This window comes from Tsukamurella sp. 8F (assembly GCF_029167375.1).
GTDB lineage: Bacteria > Actinomycetota > Actinomycetes > Mycobacteriales > Mycobacteriaceae > Tsukamurella.
Genome location: NZ_JARFTP010000023.1, coordinates 51,980 through 66,023 on the forward strand (window position 1 = coordinate 51,980; position 14,044 = coordinate 66,023).

Genomic DNA, 14,044 nt, shown 5'->3' on the forward strand with positions numbered 1-14,044 from the left:
TGGTAACTATCGCGAATGGTAACCACGATCATGGGTGCTGCGCATCACTTGAGGGGGGGGACTGGTGCGAGTCCGGCAAGTGCGATTTGCACGGTCTCCCTGCCGTCGGGCGTCAACCATCGTGCGCGTCCACGAGGCATGTTCAACCGCCCCTTCTCGCCGTAGACCGTCACCAGGTCGTCCTTCGTGGTGTTCAACACAAGCACGGGTGCGGTGGCATTGAGCAGCTTCTTGCCCACTGGTGTCATGGTGAACGGCATCCAGTTGCGGCTGGTCGTGGCACCGATCAGGTGCATACCCAGTTGGTCGGCGAAGTCCAGGTCGTTGACGATCGCCTCCATGAAGTAGCCGGCGAACGGGTCCGCCGGGGGAGCGGTCTGCAGATCGTCGGCGATGATGAAGACCTCCGGGCCACTGTACGCACGCGCACCGGACAGTCGATCGCTCTGGGAGAGCGCCTCCTTGGGCCGACGCGGGTCGAGAAGCCCCTCCTTAAGGCCCTGCAAGAAGTCCTTCAGTTCCGCTGCGCGTGTCGTGTAGCCCACCGCGTAGTTATTCGGGGCTGTCTCCGGGATGAATCCGAGCATCGTCTGGCGTGGATCGAACACCACGAAGATCGCCTCACTCTCGGCCGCGTGCGTCGACATGATCGCCGCCGCCACCGATTTGAGGGCTTCCGTCTTGCCGTGCTGCGACATGCCACAGACCATCAGGTGCGGGTGCCTTTGGTAATTCCACACCGCTGGCTCGAGCTCACGTTCGCTCACGCCGAACCGCACCAGGTGCTTCGGCGTCTGCGGTGCGCGGGTCAAGACCTCACGCAGCTCGACCTCAGTGGGAAGCTGCGTCATCTTCGGCATGTCACCGGGGGTCTTGCTTTGTACCGTCGCGTTGATCTCTGCGATCAGCTCGCGCAGCGCGTCCGGGCCGGGATCGGAGAACCGGCCGGGCCCCGACATCAGGCTCGGGTCGGCGGCGAGGAACTGGTTGCCCGAGCGAGTGATACCACGGCCCGGGAAGTCGTCCGGCACGTTACGCGCGGGTCGGCGTAGTACCCCCGCCGATTTGATCGTCGACATGTCCGGGTTCGCCAGACGCAGCTCGATCCTGTGCGTGACCTTGTTCTCGAGGTCTTGGGGCAGCATGTTCGCGTTCGTCAGGATCATGTGCACGCCGTAGGTGGAGCCTTCCACCGCGATCTCCGACAGGGCAGTGTCCATCGCGTACTTGAGCCGGAACTCGTCAACCGGATCCACAACGAGGAACACGTCCCCGTACCGTCCACCGAGCGCTGTGCGGGGCAGTCGACCCGCGGCGCGCTCGCCCCGGAATTCGACCATCGAACTCAGTTTGTGTTCTGCGAACAGCACGCGGCGGGACTCGATGATCTCCTTCACCACCGATAGCACCCGGTCCTTGCCGGCCTCGTCGCCGATCACTGCCGAGCCGGCCGCGTGCGCCAGGCCTAGCTCTTCGAGGCGGATCACCGCACGCCCCAGCCCGAAGAACTGCACGTCGGCGGGGCTGTGCTGCATTGCGAGCGCCAACAGGACGTCCTGCACCAGTGTGGTGCGTCCCATGCCCGCGGCTCCCGTCACGGCGAGGTGCCCGCCCGACTGGTGCAATGGCAGCACGTATGTGTCGCGGCGGTGCTCGAACGGCAGGTCGATCTGCCCGCACGGTGCCAGCAGTCCCTCTGACGTCGTCACCGGGTACGCGTCCTGCCACCGCGTTCGTGCCCCGGCAGTGGCCGAGATCTTGTCGTCGACCAGCGCGGACAGAGGCTCGCGGCCGTGCTCTTCGAGCATCGGCAGCCAGATGTGATGCCCGGCATCGCCTCCGGCGTCCACCAACTGGTCGATGACGTACTCCATCATCGTCCGCGTCTCCACCGGTCCCTCCGGTTCGTCGACTGCGGTCACTGCCGCCGCCGGCGGAATCTCCGGTGGCAGAACATCATCGTCCGAGGTGAACAATCGCGGGCCCGGCAGCTCTGCCACCGGCCGTCCCAAGGAGTCCTCCGACGGCCCCTTCTTGGGTGGGATGTACGGCGCGTCCAGATAGAACGACCGCCACCGCACCAGTCCCGATTCCTCCCGCGTGTACCCGGTCCCGGCCTCGTTCTTCGAGATGTCCGCTGCGATCCGGCTGCCGATCTGCGCGTACGAGTCACCTTCCGAGGACTTCATCGCGTGCTTGGTGTGGGTGTTGTCATTGAGCTTTTGCACCTTGCTCAGCTGCATGCTCTGCCCGTTGACGAACAGGTGGACATCGGCGGCGCGGCCCTGCAGTGCGATGTCGTTGAAGATCTGCGCGTGGTCACCAGCGTGGTCGATCATGAAGTTGAACTCGTCGACCACGATGATCAACGCAGGGAGGGCAGGAAGGCGAGCGCCTTCCGGGGTGCGGCGCTTGAGCTCGTAGTCGACAGCGTTCGATACCCCGGCCGCCTTGACGATGTTGAGCCGGCGGGTGATCTCGCCCTGGAGGAACTGCACCACTCGATCCAGAAGGGCGGTGTCTTTCGCGTTGTTGGTGAACACCGCATGCACGCAAGGCAATCGTCGCAGCGGTTCGAGCTCGGCGCCCTCCTTGAAGTCGATCAGGAGGAACTGCAGGTGGTCTGGGCTGTGCCGCAGTGCGAGGTTCAGCACGACCGAGAGGATGAACTTGCTCTTGCCCGCGCCCGTCATCCCGGCCGTCGAGATGTGCGGCCCCTGCCCCTCCAGCTCCGAACCGTGTCGGAAATTCATCGAGTACGGCTGGCCGGTAGAGGTGATAGCGAACTCGGCCTCGAGACGTCGCTCCGCCAGTGGCCATGCCGCCCACGTCTTCCTCGGGTCGATCACGCGGTCGCCGGCCCCGGGTAACGCAGCGAAGAACGCATCGGACGACGACGTCGCCGTTCGGGCGATCTCTGCCGCCTCCGAGGACAGGTGGTGCCCGGCGACCAGCCGCGCCAGCATCTCGGCTTCTTCCAGCGACAAGGAGTCGGCGTGCGCGAACAGTTGCAGTGGCCCCCATTCCTCATGCGTCGGCACCTGATGGGCGGTGGCGTCGCGGTCTGCGAGGGTCATCGCGGTCGCTCCTGACTCGGTGTCGGGTGAAGTACCCGCCCGTCCGGTTCGATGTGGAAATAGGTGTCTCGGTTGTGCGCGAAGATCGTGTCGCGGTCCCCGGACAGATCGAGGAAACACACACCCGATCTGCCTTCCGCCCCGAAGAGCTCCCGCCACGCGGCCCGCGCCTCGAAGCTCTCCTGATCGGTATCGACGATCACCAACAGAAGCGACTCCTGCGGCCGTGTCGCGGTGACCATATGCTTGCCGGCCTTGTCCACCTGCGGAAACGCCTCGCGGAATCGCGCCGGCGACGCGAACACTGCACGCCGTGGCCCCTGCATGTCCTCGGTCTCGCAGCGCGCATGGGGAAGCCACTTGACCCACTCCCAGTGCTCGGTCTCCGTCGCTACCACCGCCACCGACAGTTCCCCCGGTGCGTGCGCGACGGCGGCCTGCAGAACCATCGCTCGGACCATAGCCCTGGTGGTATCTCGATCACCGAACAGAGCCAGGCCAGGGTAATCGCACAAAGCCACCGGCTTCGGCACGCCGTGGATGACCGGCTGCACGCGCAGGAACTCCCGCAACCCCAGGCCTGTCCGCGGCTCGATCTCCTCCGGCGGCGGGATCTGCGTGGGAGGGTCGATCTTGCGTAGCCGCTGGCTGATCCCCGTCCCCATCCGCACATCGCCGAAATTCCGTCGCGCCGCCGCGGCACCGCCTCGCTCCGCTGCCGCCGAGCCGGGCTGCCGTTCCCACATCCGGCGCGTGTCGATCCGGCTCGCCAACTCCATCGGATGTGGATGGAACCAGACGATCTCCTCGTACTGTTCCTCCGCAGCCTTATGCAGCTCGAGCCGCTTGCGATCGAGCTTCTCGTCGAAGTCCCGGCGTGCGGCCTCGATCTGCAGACGAGACTTCTTGCCCGTCACTCCGCCGCGCGAACCCCGATACATCCCCGCCATGCCACCGAGCATCATGCCGCCGTACAAGAGCCTCGTCGGTGCCATCATCAACATGCTGGAGCTACCCGCTCCACCACCGCCGTTGCGGTACATGTCGACGAAGAACCACACCACCCCGGCTATCAACAGCACAGGCCACACCCAGATCGGCACCCGTGTAGGCATCGGTTTCGGTATGCGATCCGGTGCCGGTATATCGCCGATCGGCTTCGGTGCGATCTCCGGCGGTGCCTCGGGCGTCCGCCTGATGAATCCGCGTGTTCCCATCGTTCGTCACTTCCTCGTCAGGATCCGCCCGACGTCGACGACCCCGCCAGTACCCCCGGCGTGTCGTCGGTCGGCAGTGTGTCGTGTGTGGTCATCGCGGCAGCCTTCGACAGATTCGGCCCCGCAGGCAGCCACCGCACGATGAACCACGGCGCCCACGTCGTACTCGTTCCCACTCCGAGAGCATCGACCGAGTTCTCGTCGGTCGGCACCCCGAACCGCACTCCTGCAGGAGTGATCCACCACTGCGATTCGGTGCCCGAGTCCGCGGGATCGGTACCCACGACGCGCACGAAGTTCGCGGCATCGACGCCCACGTACCCCTCATCGGCGACCGACATTCCCGCGCTCGCCTGCACAAACGGCCGGATGCGCTGCGCCTGGTCATCGGTCAGCGGTAGTCGTCGGCCCGAGACCACAGACAACAACGCGGCCGGATCACGATGGTTTCGCGACCACCGCAGGCAGGTCACCGGTTCCGCCGCCTTGTCGACCACTTGCACCGGCTGCGAGGGGAACTGGTCGACGTGCAGGGTCGTCGACTGAGGCAACTGCGACAGGACGTCCGACGGGATGGTCTCCGGCGCCGTCTGGCCGTGTGAGTCGGCGTTACGAAGGACTTGCGCTACCACCGGATTGACCTCCTCCACGCCATCGGACAACACGGCGAACAGTTCTCGGCCGCGTGCGTCCTGTTCCGCCACCACCGAACCGACCACCAGGTTCTCCCCGGCAGGAGAGTAGCGTGCGCGCCGCCCCTCCTCGCTGATCTTCGGAACCGACAGAGCCGCAGTCGCCGGGATCGCATCGAACACCGCCTGCGAGAGCGGCGTAGGGGAAACCTCACCCGTGATCCCCAGTGCGAGCGCGACCCGCTCGTCCGACAGGTCCACCTGAGTACGATGTCCGTTCATGATCAGCCACGTCGTGCCGTCGTGAAGCCCCAGGATCGCCGACCGTCCGCTCACCGTGTGCGCCTGATCGCTCAGATTCAACGGCCCGTCCAGAACCGTCACACGAGGGACGACCTGCGAACCCGGAGAGGCGACGGTGTCGCACAACGACCACGTCGTCGTCTCCGGAGTCGACACGGTCAGATCACTGGGAGCGCCGGGAATCCCGACATACGGTCCTGACGGATATTTCCTGATCTCCTCCCCAGGTACGTACTGCGGCGCCTCGTTCGTGCCCACGATCAGCCGTGCCGACGCGAGGTTCAACGCCGGATCGAGCGCGTTGCCCACCCGCACATACAACTGGGAGGAATCGCGGCTCGCGATGATCGACCCGTCGCCCAACTGCCCTTTCGGTGAGAACCACGACAACGCGAAGCCCGCCACCATCAACACCACCCCGGCGACGACCGACACCACCATCGCGGCGCGGTCGGCGTCTGCGGGCTGGAACAACTGCCGGACCCGATGCCCACCGATCGCCGTCGCGTTCCTGCGCAACCAGTATTTCCATGCCGAGCTCATCAAGCCCGTCTGGTAGTTCAACGGCATGCGGCGAACCCTACCGGGGTGTCTTCATTCCCTGCCACACTCCCGAAACATTCAGTCCCGCTCTAGGATTCAGTTCGCGCCCGGCCTGCGGATCACGACATTCGTCGGGATCGGTGTCACATGGATCGGGACACCGAAAGTGCTGGCCTGCACCACCTTTGTGGAACTGATGGCCAGCATCACGTGCCCGGGCTTACCGTTCTTGAACTCGCAGAACACCAGATCTCCGGCCCGTACGTCCGAGCGACGGACATGGGTGTGCACCGCTGCGAACTGCTGCTGGGAGGTGCGCGGGAGATGCACACCCGCGTGCGCCCATGAGTCCCGTGTCAGACCGCTGCAGTCGTAGTTGCGCGGACCGTTCCCGCCCCACACGTATTTTCCTCCGACCTTCGTCAACCCGAACCGCGCGGCCGCCCGCCCACGCTTTGCCCCCGAGCTGCTATCCGACCCCGATACGGTCTCGGACGATCTTGTCTCGTCCGAGCCGTCGTCGTCGGCGCTCGAATGCTTGCGTGAGCGGCGGCGCTGGTGCGAGCTGCCGCCGCCGGAGGACGAGCCAGTATTGCGGGACAGGGAGGCGACAGGCGTCCCTCCCGTCGTGCTCGGCTGTGAGCCGGACGCGGACACCGGCTGCGACGTCGTCATCGGCTGCGAGCTCGATACAGGCTGCGCGCTCGACATCGCTGGTGACGATGATGCCGCGGGCTGGGCGGTCCCAGCCGAGCTCGGAGACCCGGACCCTCCACCAGTCAGCCGCGGCACGCCGCCCCCGCCCCCGACCTTGCTCTTGCTCTTGCCGGCGCTGGTGGTGTCGTCGCTGCCGGTGCCGGATTTGTCGCCGCGGTAGCCGGTGTGGTGTAGGCGGTTCGCGATGCGTTGGGCGTCGTCGTCGGCGGTGGAGAGGGCGCTGCGGCCGTTGTTGATCCGGTGGGTCAGTGCGTTGATCAGGGCTTGGCGGCCGGCGGCGGTGTGGGCGTGCGGTCCGATCGCGGCGACGTCGTCGTGGGCGCCTTCGAGGGCGGTGACGAGGTGTTGGCGGCCGGTCGCGGAGCCGGTCTTGGCTTCGGCGAGGGCGGTCGCGACCTTCTTGTCGGAGGCTGCGATCCGGGCGAGCTCGGCGTGTAGGGAGGAGTCGGCCATGACTCTGCTCAGTGCGGTGCTGCCGGTGCCGGAGCCGGAGCTGTTCGGTGTGAGTGTCGGGGCGCTGGTCAGTCGAGGCACTGCCGTCGTGGGCGACGCGAACGCGTCACGCCCGCTCCGCAGGGCATGACCCACCGACTCCACGAACCCGTCCAGACCCGACACCTACCACCCTCTCCTTCACCACCCATCCGGCAGTACCGACCCTTGCGTCTTCGTCAGCTCCCGATAGTCGGCGAGCTCCCGGTCCCACCGCTCGCCCCCGAAGGATCGGTACCACCGGCCGGCGCCCCAGCCGCCGCCGGGGCCGCCGCACTCGCCGACGCCCCCGCAGACGCATCGGCCGCCGCGCCACCCGATGACGCCCCGTCCGCCGGCCGCATGAAGCCGAGGAAACCCGGGCCGGTCTGCAACTGCGACAGACTCTGCACCTGCCCGTTCACCACCACCTTGTCCCCGCCCAGAGAGAAGATCTGATGATCCTTGAACTGCCCGACGTCACCGAACTGCAGAGCCGACGTCGACACCGGATCCGTCACGGGCGTCCCCGGCGGGGGCAGCTGGATACTCTGCCCCTTGAACGCGTCGGAGACCGACTGACCCTGCAGCACCGAACGACCGACCGACGCCAACTGCGCGTTCGGCGCCTGCACCGTCCCACCGTCGTTCGGCAGTGACACGGACGTCGAACCAGCCGCCTGGCCACCGCCGGCAGGTTGTGCACCGGCCCCGGCCCCAACTCCCGAGTCGCCCGCCCCGTCGCCACTGTGCGTACTGTGCCCATCGCCGGTGCCCGCCGACGAGCCGTCACTGCTTCCGTCTCCCGAGCCGCCGTCACTGGAGCCGTCCCCGGACGAATCTCCGTCCCCGTCCGACCCGGTGTCGGAGCTGTCGTCGCTCGACCCGTCGTCACCGTCGTTCGACCCGTCGTCACCGGAGCCATGATGCTTCGACGCTCCGTCGCTACTGTCGCCGTCACTGCTGTCGCCGGAACCGTCGTCGCCGGAATCTCCGCTGCTATCGGAGGAGTCGTCTCCCCCCGCATCGGATCCGTCCAGGCCGTAGCCACCGGATCCCGAGTCACCGGACCCCGAGTCGCCCGAGCCGGATCCGCCGGTCGGCGACGAACCGGTTCCGTCGCCGAGCATGCTCGACAGGTTCGGCACCATCCCTGAGACATCCGGCATCGACGGCATCGACGGCATCGACATCTGCGGCATCGCCGACGAGGTCGGTGTGTACTGCTGCGTCGGTTGCTGATACTGCGTCGGTTGCTGGTACTGCGTCGGATTCGACCCGCCGGTATCTCCTGTCCCGGTATCGCCGCTGTCGCCGTCCGAGCCGGTGTCGCCGTCCGAGCCGCTGTCGCCGGAGCCTTCCGAGCCGCTGTCGCCATCTGAGCCGCTGTCGCCGGAGCCGTCCGAGCCGCTGTCGCCATCTGAGCCGCTGTCGCCGTCCGAACCGTCGTCGCCGGAGCCGTCCGAGCCGCTATCGCCGCTGTCGCCGGAGCCGTCGTCACCGCCGTCGCCGGAGCCGCCGTTCCCGTCCGAGCCGTCGCCGCCGCCGTCGCCGGAGCCGCCGTCGCCGCCGGCACCACTGTCGCCGTCCGAGCCGAAGTCCCCGCCTGCGGGCGAGTACACGCCGCCTGTGTCATTGACCGACTGCGCCGCACCCGCATCCAACATGTGCGCGTCGCCGAGGATCTTCCGGCAGGCGTCCACCTGCTGCTGCACATACGCCAGGAACGCGGCCTTCCCCGGAGCGGTCGACAATTGATCGCCCATGTCCTTCGCGCGTTGCGCGACCAGCGCCCGCATCGCTGCGATCTGCGAACGCGCCTGCGCACTATGCGATTTCACGTCCTTGAGCAGCGATCGAATCTTCTCGTCCGACTCGCTCAGGGCAGTCTGCCGCTCCAGTGCTCGAGCGTCGGCCCCATCGCGTGCGCCCTGGACGTTCGGTCCCGACGTGGGGCCTATGCCCGGCGCGGTCAGCCCGGGCTCTGACGATCCGTCGGTGTTACCGCTGGCGAGGGCCTTCGTATAGGCATCTCGGCTGATCGGATTGCCTGCACCGTCTACGTACGTCGGCTCAGTCTGCCCCTTCGCCTTGTTCGGGAGGATCATCCTGGAACCGTCTTTGGCCTGACGTGTCCACAGATCCGTACCCGGGTTCTGATACCAGGTAGTGCCACCAGGCCAGGTGGTCGGCAGCTTCTTACTCTGCGGAGCCTGCAAATTGGCCCCGTCCCGATTCACCGGGGCCGTCTGGCCGTCACTGCCGCGCGAGAATCCCCACGGCTGCTCCTTCGGCCCGATCACCTTGCCGTTCGACCACTCGCTGAAGGTGCCGTCGCCGTTGGACTGGTACTTGCGGCTGCCGTTGTCGTACACCGGAAGGTCCGGAATCGCCGTTCCGTCAGCGAACTGTGCCTGCGACCGCGTCCCGTTGGTGACGAAATGAGCACCGTTGCCGTGCGTTTCCAGCCCCGGCACATCCGGGCCACCGTTGTGTGTGCCCACGGGCGTGCCGGTCATCTCTCCCGTCGGCCCCAATCGGAGCCACTTGGCACCGATGCCCGGGCCGGCCGCCTGGAACGTCCCGTGCGCCGCCGAGGCCGGGGGAGTCCAGGACCAGTCCTGCTGACTCGTATCGGGTAGCCGGGCATTACCCGAACCCGCAGTGCCTACCGGCGCCCCCGGAGCGGGGGGCGTCGCCGTGGGGTGACCGGCCACCGTCGCCTCCTCGTCAGTTCGATTGGAAGGCTGCGCGCCGGGGGACCGGCTTCAGATCCGGCGTCTCACCTGTCCCGAACGCCGCGAGGGCGTCGTCGAACGCTTTCAAAGCAGCGTTGACCAGCGCCTGCGTCCCCGGGGAGTTGTCCACGGTCACCACGTCTCCCGCGGCGTCCGGCGATTCCGATTCAGCCATGTGGACGACCGTAGAGCGAACGGCTGCGACGCCGCCACACTTGCTCAGACGTCGTACTCGTCGGTCAACTGCGCCAACCGCGCCGCCCCTTGACGGTCCGTCTCATGCGCGGCCTGCAGCTGGGTCTGTGCACGGCTGACCTGCTGTCGGACGAACGCGGCCAGCTGTGCTCGTCCCTCCGTCGTCTCGGCAATCGCTCCCAGGGCGTACGCGCGCTCGACGATCTCTTGTCGCAGACTCGTCAGGAATTGGACGGAGTGGCTCCGATGTGCCGCGACCTCCTCCACGATCCGCGTCACCTCCGCATCGGCGACGGCGATACGGGCCTGCCGCGCCCGAGCGTCATCATCCGCCCGATCGCGGGACTGCGCATGCCCTTCCACCACGCCTCTATCTTAAAACGGACTATGCGGGCTCGTAGGTCGGGCGTTCAGAAGAAGAGCCGTTCCTTCTCGTACGTATCGACCTCAGCGTGTGTACGCCACCCTGTTCCGATCGCGGTCGACTTACCGCCACGCGCCTCGATATCGGCTCGCATCTCGGCCAGCGCCCGCTCGAACGCGATGTCCGCGACCACTCGGATCTGCTCAGCGAGTTCATCCGAGCTGCGGAAACGCACCGCGGGTCCGAGAGTCACGATGTAATCGGGCATGGCACCTGCTGTCGACACCGAGACATGCACCGAACCATCCCGTGAGATGGCCTCGCCGACGCCACCGCCCACCGCGACAGGCGTGGCCTCGTCCGGGTTCGTCATCCTCACATCCTTCGCGGTTCCAGAGTGTTGCCGCAGCTCACTAGCCAGGTCTACGGTCACGAATCGAAGGTTAATCCACCGCATCAGTGAGGACCACACTCATGGCAAACGGCAGCAGCATCGACACCGAGCACGTCCAGCAGTGGGTCGGACACCAGGAGAAGAACGCCGAAGCCGTACGCGCCAGCGCGCAATGGGACACCACGGGGGTCTCAGCCTCGCTCGGTGACGCCTACCACGGGGTCAGCACCGCCCTCACCGCCCTCGCAGCTCGCCGTCAACCCGCAGTCCACTCCCTGGCACAGCGGTCGGACTACCTCGCCTCCCGCGGACGTGCCGACATCGCGGGATTCGAGCGTACAGACGACGAGGCCCTCAACATCTACAACCAGTCAGTCGAGAACATCTGACAGTGTCCTCCGATCCTCGCGTCGACACAGATGGGCTGACCTCGGCAGCAGCGGACACCACCTCCGCGGCGGATTACGTCGCGGAGCCGCCGGCGCTCCTGCCGCCGGGCGGAGACGCGCACTCACTGGGCACTACCACGCACATCGCGGCCCGGGGCGCCGCACTGCACCAGGCCGCCACTGCGGCTGCCCGGTACGCCGCGGACGGCGGCCTTCAACTCGGAGCCAACGCCGCGGACTACGCCTCGCTCGACGACGCCAACCAGCAGACCTACATCGCGGCCGCCGGCGGCGGTGCCGCCGCACCGACACCGGGGATCACAGCACTACCCACGTCGACCGACACGATCACCGGGATCCCCGTGCCCGCGCCGGTTGCGCCGACCGCCGACGCCGACCCCGAACAATTCGCCACCGACCTGCACACCGGCGGCGACGGCGGCGCGTCCCTGCAGTCCTGGGCGAACTGGGCGGACGCAGGCCACCGCGACGCCACCGCCCGGGCCGCGACACTGCGCCGCGCCGCCACCACCCTGGGTACTGCTTGGACCCACAGTGACGGCCCCGCGCCCGCAAGCCACGCCGTGCACCAGCTCGCCGACTGGCATGATTCGGCGGCCGACGAATACCGCTCGATCGGAACCGCAGTCAATACCGCGCTCGGGCACTACCGCACCGCCGTCGAGCAGACCCCGCACCCGAAGACTTTCACCGCTGCACGCGAGAACATCGCATCCGCACAGCGCGCCAATATGGCCTCTGGCGGCCGCTTCACCCCCGTCGTCGCCTCACGCGTCGCGGAACTCGGCAAACTCCGCGGGTCTGCGGCAGGGGCCGATGCCACCTACGCCGGCACGGTGCCGCAAGCCACCACGCCCATCGCGGCTCCGCAGCCCGTCGTCGGCGGCGGCACCAAACCCGGCACCCGTGCCCACACCGCGACCAAGCGCAAGCCCGGCCGACACGACGCCACCGGCGACGACACAACCGGCGACGCCGACACCACGAGCACCGGCACCGGCGACGCCGCGAACACAGGGAAAGGCAAAGGGGCACAGTCCGCCCTCGACCCGTCGAAACTGTCCGCGGCATCCTCGCTCGCCTCCAGCCTGCCGAGCCTTCTCGGCGGGCTCGTCGGAGGCGCGGTGAGCCTTCCAGCCTCCGCTGCCACCCAAGCCGCGTCGACCGCCGCCCAAGTAGTGCAAGGCCTCACCGGTACCCAGGGCGACGCCGGTGACGCCGGGGCAGGCGACCTCGGTGACACCGGCGACGGTCTCGGCGACGACACCGGCGACGCCGGGGTAGGCGACCTCGGTGACACCGGCGACGATGCCGGTGGCGGGAGCGGCGACGACGGAGACTACGGCGACGACAGCGGCGGAGCAGACACAGGTGACGGCGACACCGGCGCCGCCGGGGCGTCCGACCTGCCGACCGGAGCCGCTGTCGCCCCCGGCCCCACCCAACTCTCCGGTACCGCAGGCGCGGCGTCTACGACACCCACGGCCGCCCCATCGTCTTCCGCAAGTGGAGGAGGCATGCCGTACATGCCGATGAACGCCGCGCGCGGAGCCGGCGGCGACGCCGGCCAACGAGCACCCGGCAAGGACCGCAAGGCGGTGCTGCGGCCCGTCCCCAACAGCGCCCGCATCCACGCTGCCGTCGACCGCGAGCAGATCCGGATGCGCCAAGATGAGGCGGCGAAGAAGTCCACCGGTGGGGGAAATCCGGGCCGGCCCCGCCCCGCCGCCACGCCGCCACGACGGCCCGCCAGCACGGACCGAGACCAGTAGAGGACGCTGATGTACGGACAGATGAAGCGGGGATGGGACGAACTCGAGGCCGTCAAGAAGACCGCCGACGAGTACAACGAACTCGTCCGCAACGAACGAGTCACCAACGGCAACGACGAGGCGGTCTTCACCTTCGACGAGGTAGGCCGCATCACCGAGGTCTGGCTCGAGCCCGGCGTCACCGAACGCTACGACCACGAAACCCTGACAGACCACATCAACGACTCCCTCGCCGACCTGCGTCAGCCTCTGCTCGACAACGCACAATGGCTCGAGGAACAGCTCGCAGACCTTCTCGCCGCCAACTGGGCCAAGATCGATCGAACCGACACCACAGGCTGAAAGGTTCAGTACCCCTGCGGTGCATGGTGAGGATTCGCCTGCGCTATCCGCGCGGCCAGGTTCGAGCCATCCGCGCGCACCCCGTAGTGCGACCGGGCATAGTGCACCACGGCGCTCGCCTCCGCCACAGGGTCGTAGATGTTGCGGGACGTGCCGGCGACATGGTTCGCCGCGAACGTCGACGGCGTCATCTGGAACCCACCTCGTGATGCACCCGAGGGGGCACCGTCGACCATCCGCCGCCCATGCGCATTCACGTCGACCCGGTTGACCGCAAGGTTGTCGTTCACAGACTCACGCCGGGCGATCGTCTCCAGGCCGTGCACCCACCTGTTCCGCGCCGCCGTATTCGTGATGCCCTCGTGATCGAGAGCTTCGAGGATGTATCCGCGGAACGCCGCCTGCCCCTTCGGCAGCCGGATCCTCTTCATCATCACATCGTCGGTGGAGATCCGCCCCCGCGAGTCCGGCTTCCCGGCGTTCTTGTGATGCTTACGGGACTTCCCATCCGAGTCACTGCTCGAATCGCCGTCCGACGACGAGCCACTATCGCTCCCGCTTGAGGATGTACCGGCACCGTCCGAGCCACCCGACGAGCCGCCGCCTGAACCACCCGACGACTCTCCGGAACCCGTCGACGCCCCATCGCCCTTCCCCCGCGAGTAGTCCCACAGCTGCTTGAGCGGCAATGCGAACCCCTGCTGCTGACCAGGATTGAACGTCGGCATCTGCGGCGACGAGATCTGCGGCAACTGCGGCATACTCGTGCCCGACGCCCCCGACGTAGGCGCCGCTCCCGTCGTGCCTCCCGCCCCGCTATCGGATCCTGACCCGCCGCCGGAACCCCCGGTGGTTCCGTCGCTGGTGGC

13 protein-coding genes are annotated in these 14,044 nt (G+C 67.5%); 4 read left to right on the plus strand and 9 right to left on the minus strand.

What is annotated here, in order from left to right:
• Nucleotides 1–44 precede the first annotated feature (44 nt).
• The 4 genes from eccCb to P0W64_RS16565 form a co-directional block, all read right to left on the minus strand.
• Complete coding sequence (gene eccCb / locus P0W64_RS16550) at nt 45–3,077, minus strand: type VII secretion protein EccCb (protein ID WP_275481259.1); 3,033 nt, start codon at nt 3,075–3,077, stop codon at nt 45–47.
• Nucleotides 3,074–4,192 carry a hypothetical protein gene (locus P0W64_RS16555; RefSeq protein ID WP_275481260.1) on the minus strand — a complete coding sequence of 373 codons (1,119 nt, stop codon included), beginning with the start codon at nt 4,190–4,192 and terminating at the stop codon, nt 3,074–3,076. Before P0W64_RS16555 ends, eccCb begins: the two co-directional genes overlap by 4 nt.
• A 119-nt stretch (nt 4,193–4,311) precedes the next feature.
• Nucleotides 4,312–5,799, minus strand: coding sequence for a type VII secretion protein EccB (gene eccB / locus P0W64_RS16560; RefSeq protein ID WP_275481261.1), 1,488 nt, complete (start codon nt 5,797–5,799; stop codon nt 4,312–4,314).
• 69 nt (nt 5,800–5,868) lie between these two features.
• Entirely contained in the window at nt 5,869–6,942 is a 1,074-nt protein-coding gene (locus P0W64_RS16565) for a C40 family peptidase (protein WP_275481262.1), read from the minus strand.
• Here P0W64_RS16565 and P0W64_RS16570 point away from each other — a divergent pair.
• The gene (locus P0W64_RS16570; protein ID WP_275481263.1) at nt 6,941–7,072 is read left to right on the plus strand and encodes a hypothetical protein; all 132 of its coding nucleotides are present in this window, start codon (nt 6,941–6,943) and stop codon (nt 7,070–7,072) included. The two genes, P0W64_RS16565 and P0W64_RS16570, sit on opposite strands and share 2 nt — an antisense overlap.
• 88 nt (nt 7,073–7,160) lie before the next feature.
• Here P0W64_RS16570 and P0W64_RS16575 read toward each other — a convergent pair whose 3' ends face one another.
• From P0W64_RS16575 to P0W64_RS16590, 4 genes are read right to left on the minus strand one after another with little or no spacing between them, the layout of a single operon-like run.
• The gene (locus P0W64_RS16575) at nt 7,161–9,677 is read right to left on the minus strand and encodes a hypothetical protein (RefSeq protein ID WP_275481264.1); all 2,517 of its coding nucleotides are present in this window, start codon (nt 9,675–9,677) and stop codon (nt 7,161–7,163) included.
• Between the two features lie 13 nt (nt 9,678–9,690).
• Nucleotides 9,691–9,873 carry a hypothetical protein gene (locus tag P0W64_RS16580; protein ID WP_275481265.1) on the minus strand — a complete coding sequence of 61 codons (183 nt, stop codon included), beginning with the start codon at nt 9,871–9,873 and terminating at the stop codon, nt 9,691–9,693.
• A 44-nt stretch (nt 9,874–9,917) separates the two neighbouring features.
• A complete protein-coding gene (locus P0W64_RS16585) occupies nt 9,918–10,259 on the minus strand; it encodes a DUF4226 domain-containing protein (RefSeq protein WP_275481266.1) in 342 nt (113 codons plus the stop codon).
• A gap of 44 nt (nt 10,260–10,303) precedes the next feature.
• Nucleotides 10,304–10,630 (minus strand): hypothetical protein, encoded by a 327-nt coding sequence (locus tag P0W64_RS16590; RefSeq protein WP_275481267.1) that lies wholly within the window; start codon nt 10,628–10,630, stop codon nt 10,304–10,306.
• A gap of 101 nt (nt 10,631–10,731) precedes the next feature.
• Between P0W64_RS16590 and P0W64_RS16595 the strand changes: the two genes are divergently transcribed.
• From P0W64_RS16595 to P0W64_RS16605, 3 genes are read left to right on the plus strand one after another with little or no spacing between them, the layout of a single operon-like run.
• Nucleotides 10,732–11,040 carry a hypothetical protein gene (locus tag P0W64_RS16595; RefSeq protein ID WP_275481268.1) on the plus strand — a complete coding sequence of 103 codons (309 nt, stop codon included), beginning with the start codon at nt 10,732–10,734 and terminating at the stop codon, nt 11,038–11,040.
• Between the two features lie 2 nt (nt 11,041–11,042).
• Complete coding sequence (locus P0W64_RS16600) at nt 11,043–12,833, plus strand: hypothetical protein (RefSeq protein ID WP_275481269.1); 1,791 nt, start codon at nt 11,043–11,045, stop codon at nt 12,831–12,833.
• Nucleotides 12,834–12,842: 9 nt separating this feature from the next.
• Nucleotides 12,843–13,175, plus strand: coding sequence for a hypothetical protein (locus P0W64_RS16605; protein ID WP_275481270.1), 333 nt, complete (start codon nt 12,843–12,845; stop codon nt 13,173–13,175).
• 5 nt (nt 13,176–13,180) lie between these two features.
• On the opposite strand, the gene P0W64_RS16610 is transcribed toward P0W64_RS16605, so the two are convergent.
• Nucleotides 13,181–14,044 (minus strand): hypothetical protein (locus P0W64_RS16610; RefSeq protein ID WP_275481271.1); only part of this gene is annotated, 864 nt, incomplete at its 5' end.

Excerpts from the sequence above, each read along its gene's own strand:
- P0W64_RS16605 (WP_275481270.1), top strand. The coding sequence starts at position 12,843 with ATGTACGGACAGATGAAGCGGGGATGGGACGAACTCGAGGCCGTCAAG.
- P0W64_RS16595 (WP_275481268.1), top strand. The coding sequence starts at position 10,732 with ATGGCAAACGGCAGCAGCATCGACACCGAGCACGTCCAGCAGTGGGTC.
- eccCb (WP_275481259.1), bottom strand. The coding sequence starts at position 3,077 with ATGACCCTCGCAGACCGCGACGCCACCGCCCATCAGGTGCCGACGCAT.
- P0W64_RS16555 (WP_275481260.1), bottom strand. The coding sequence starts at position 4,192 with ATGCCTACACGGGTGCCGATCTGGGTGTGGCCTGTGCTGTTGATAGCC.
- P0W64_RS16580 (WP_275481265.1), bottom strand. The coding sequence starts at position 9,873 with ATGGCTGAATCGGAATCGCCGGACGCCGCGGGAGACGTGGTGACCGTG.
- P0W64_RS16565 (WP_275481262.1), bottom strand. The coding sequence starts at position 6,942 with ATGGCCGACTCCTCCCTACACGCCGAGCTCGCCCGGATCGCAGCCTCC.
- P0W64_RS16590 (WP_275481267.1), bottom strand. The coding sequence starts at position 10,630 with ATGACGAACCCGGACGAGGCCACGCCTGTCGCGGTGGGCGGTGGCGTC.
- eccB (WP_275481261.1), bottom strand. The coding sequence starts at position 5,799 with ATGCCGTTGAACTACCAGACGGGCTTGATGAGCTCGGCATGGAAATAC.
- P0W64_RS16570 (WP_275481263.1), top strand. The coding sequence starts at position 6,941 with ATGACTCTGCTCAGTGCGGTGCTGCCGGTGCCGGAGCCGGAGCTGTTC.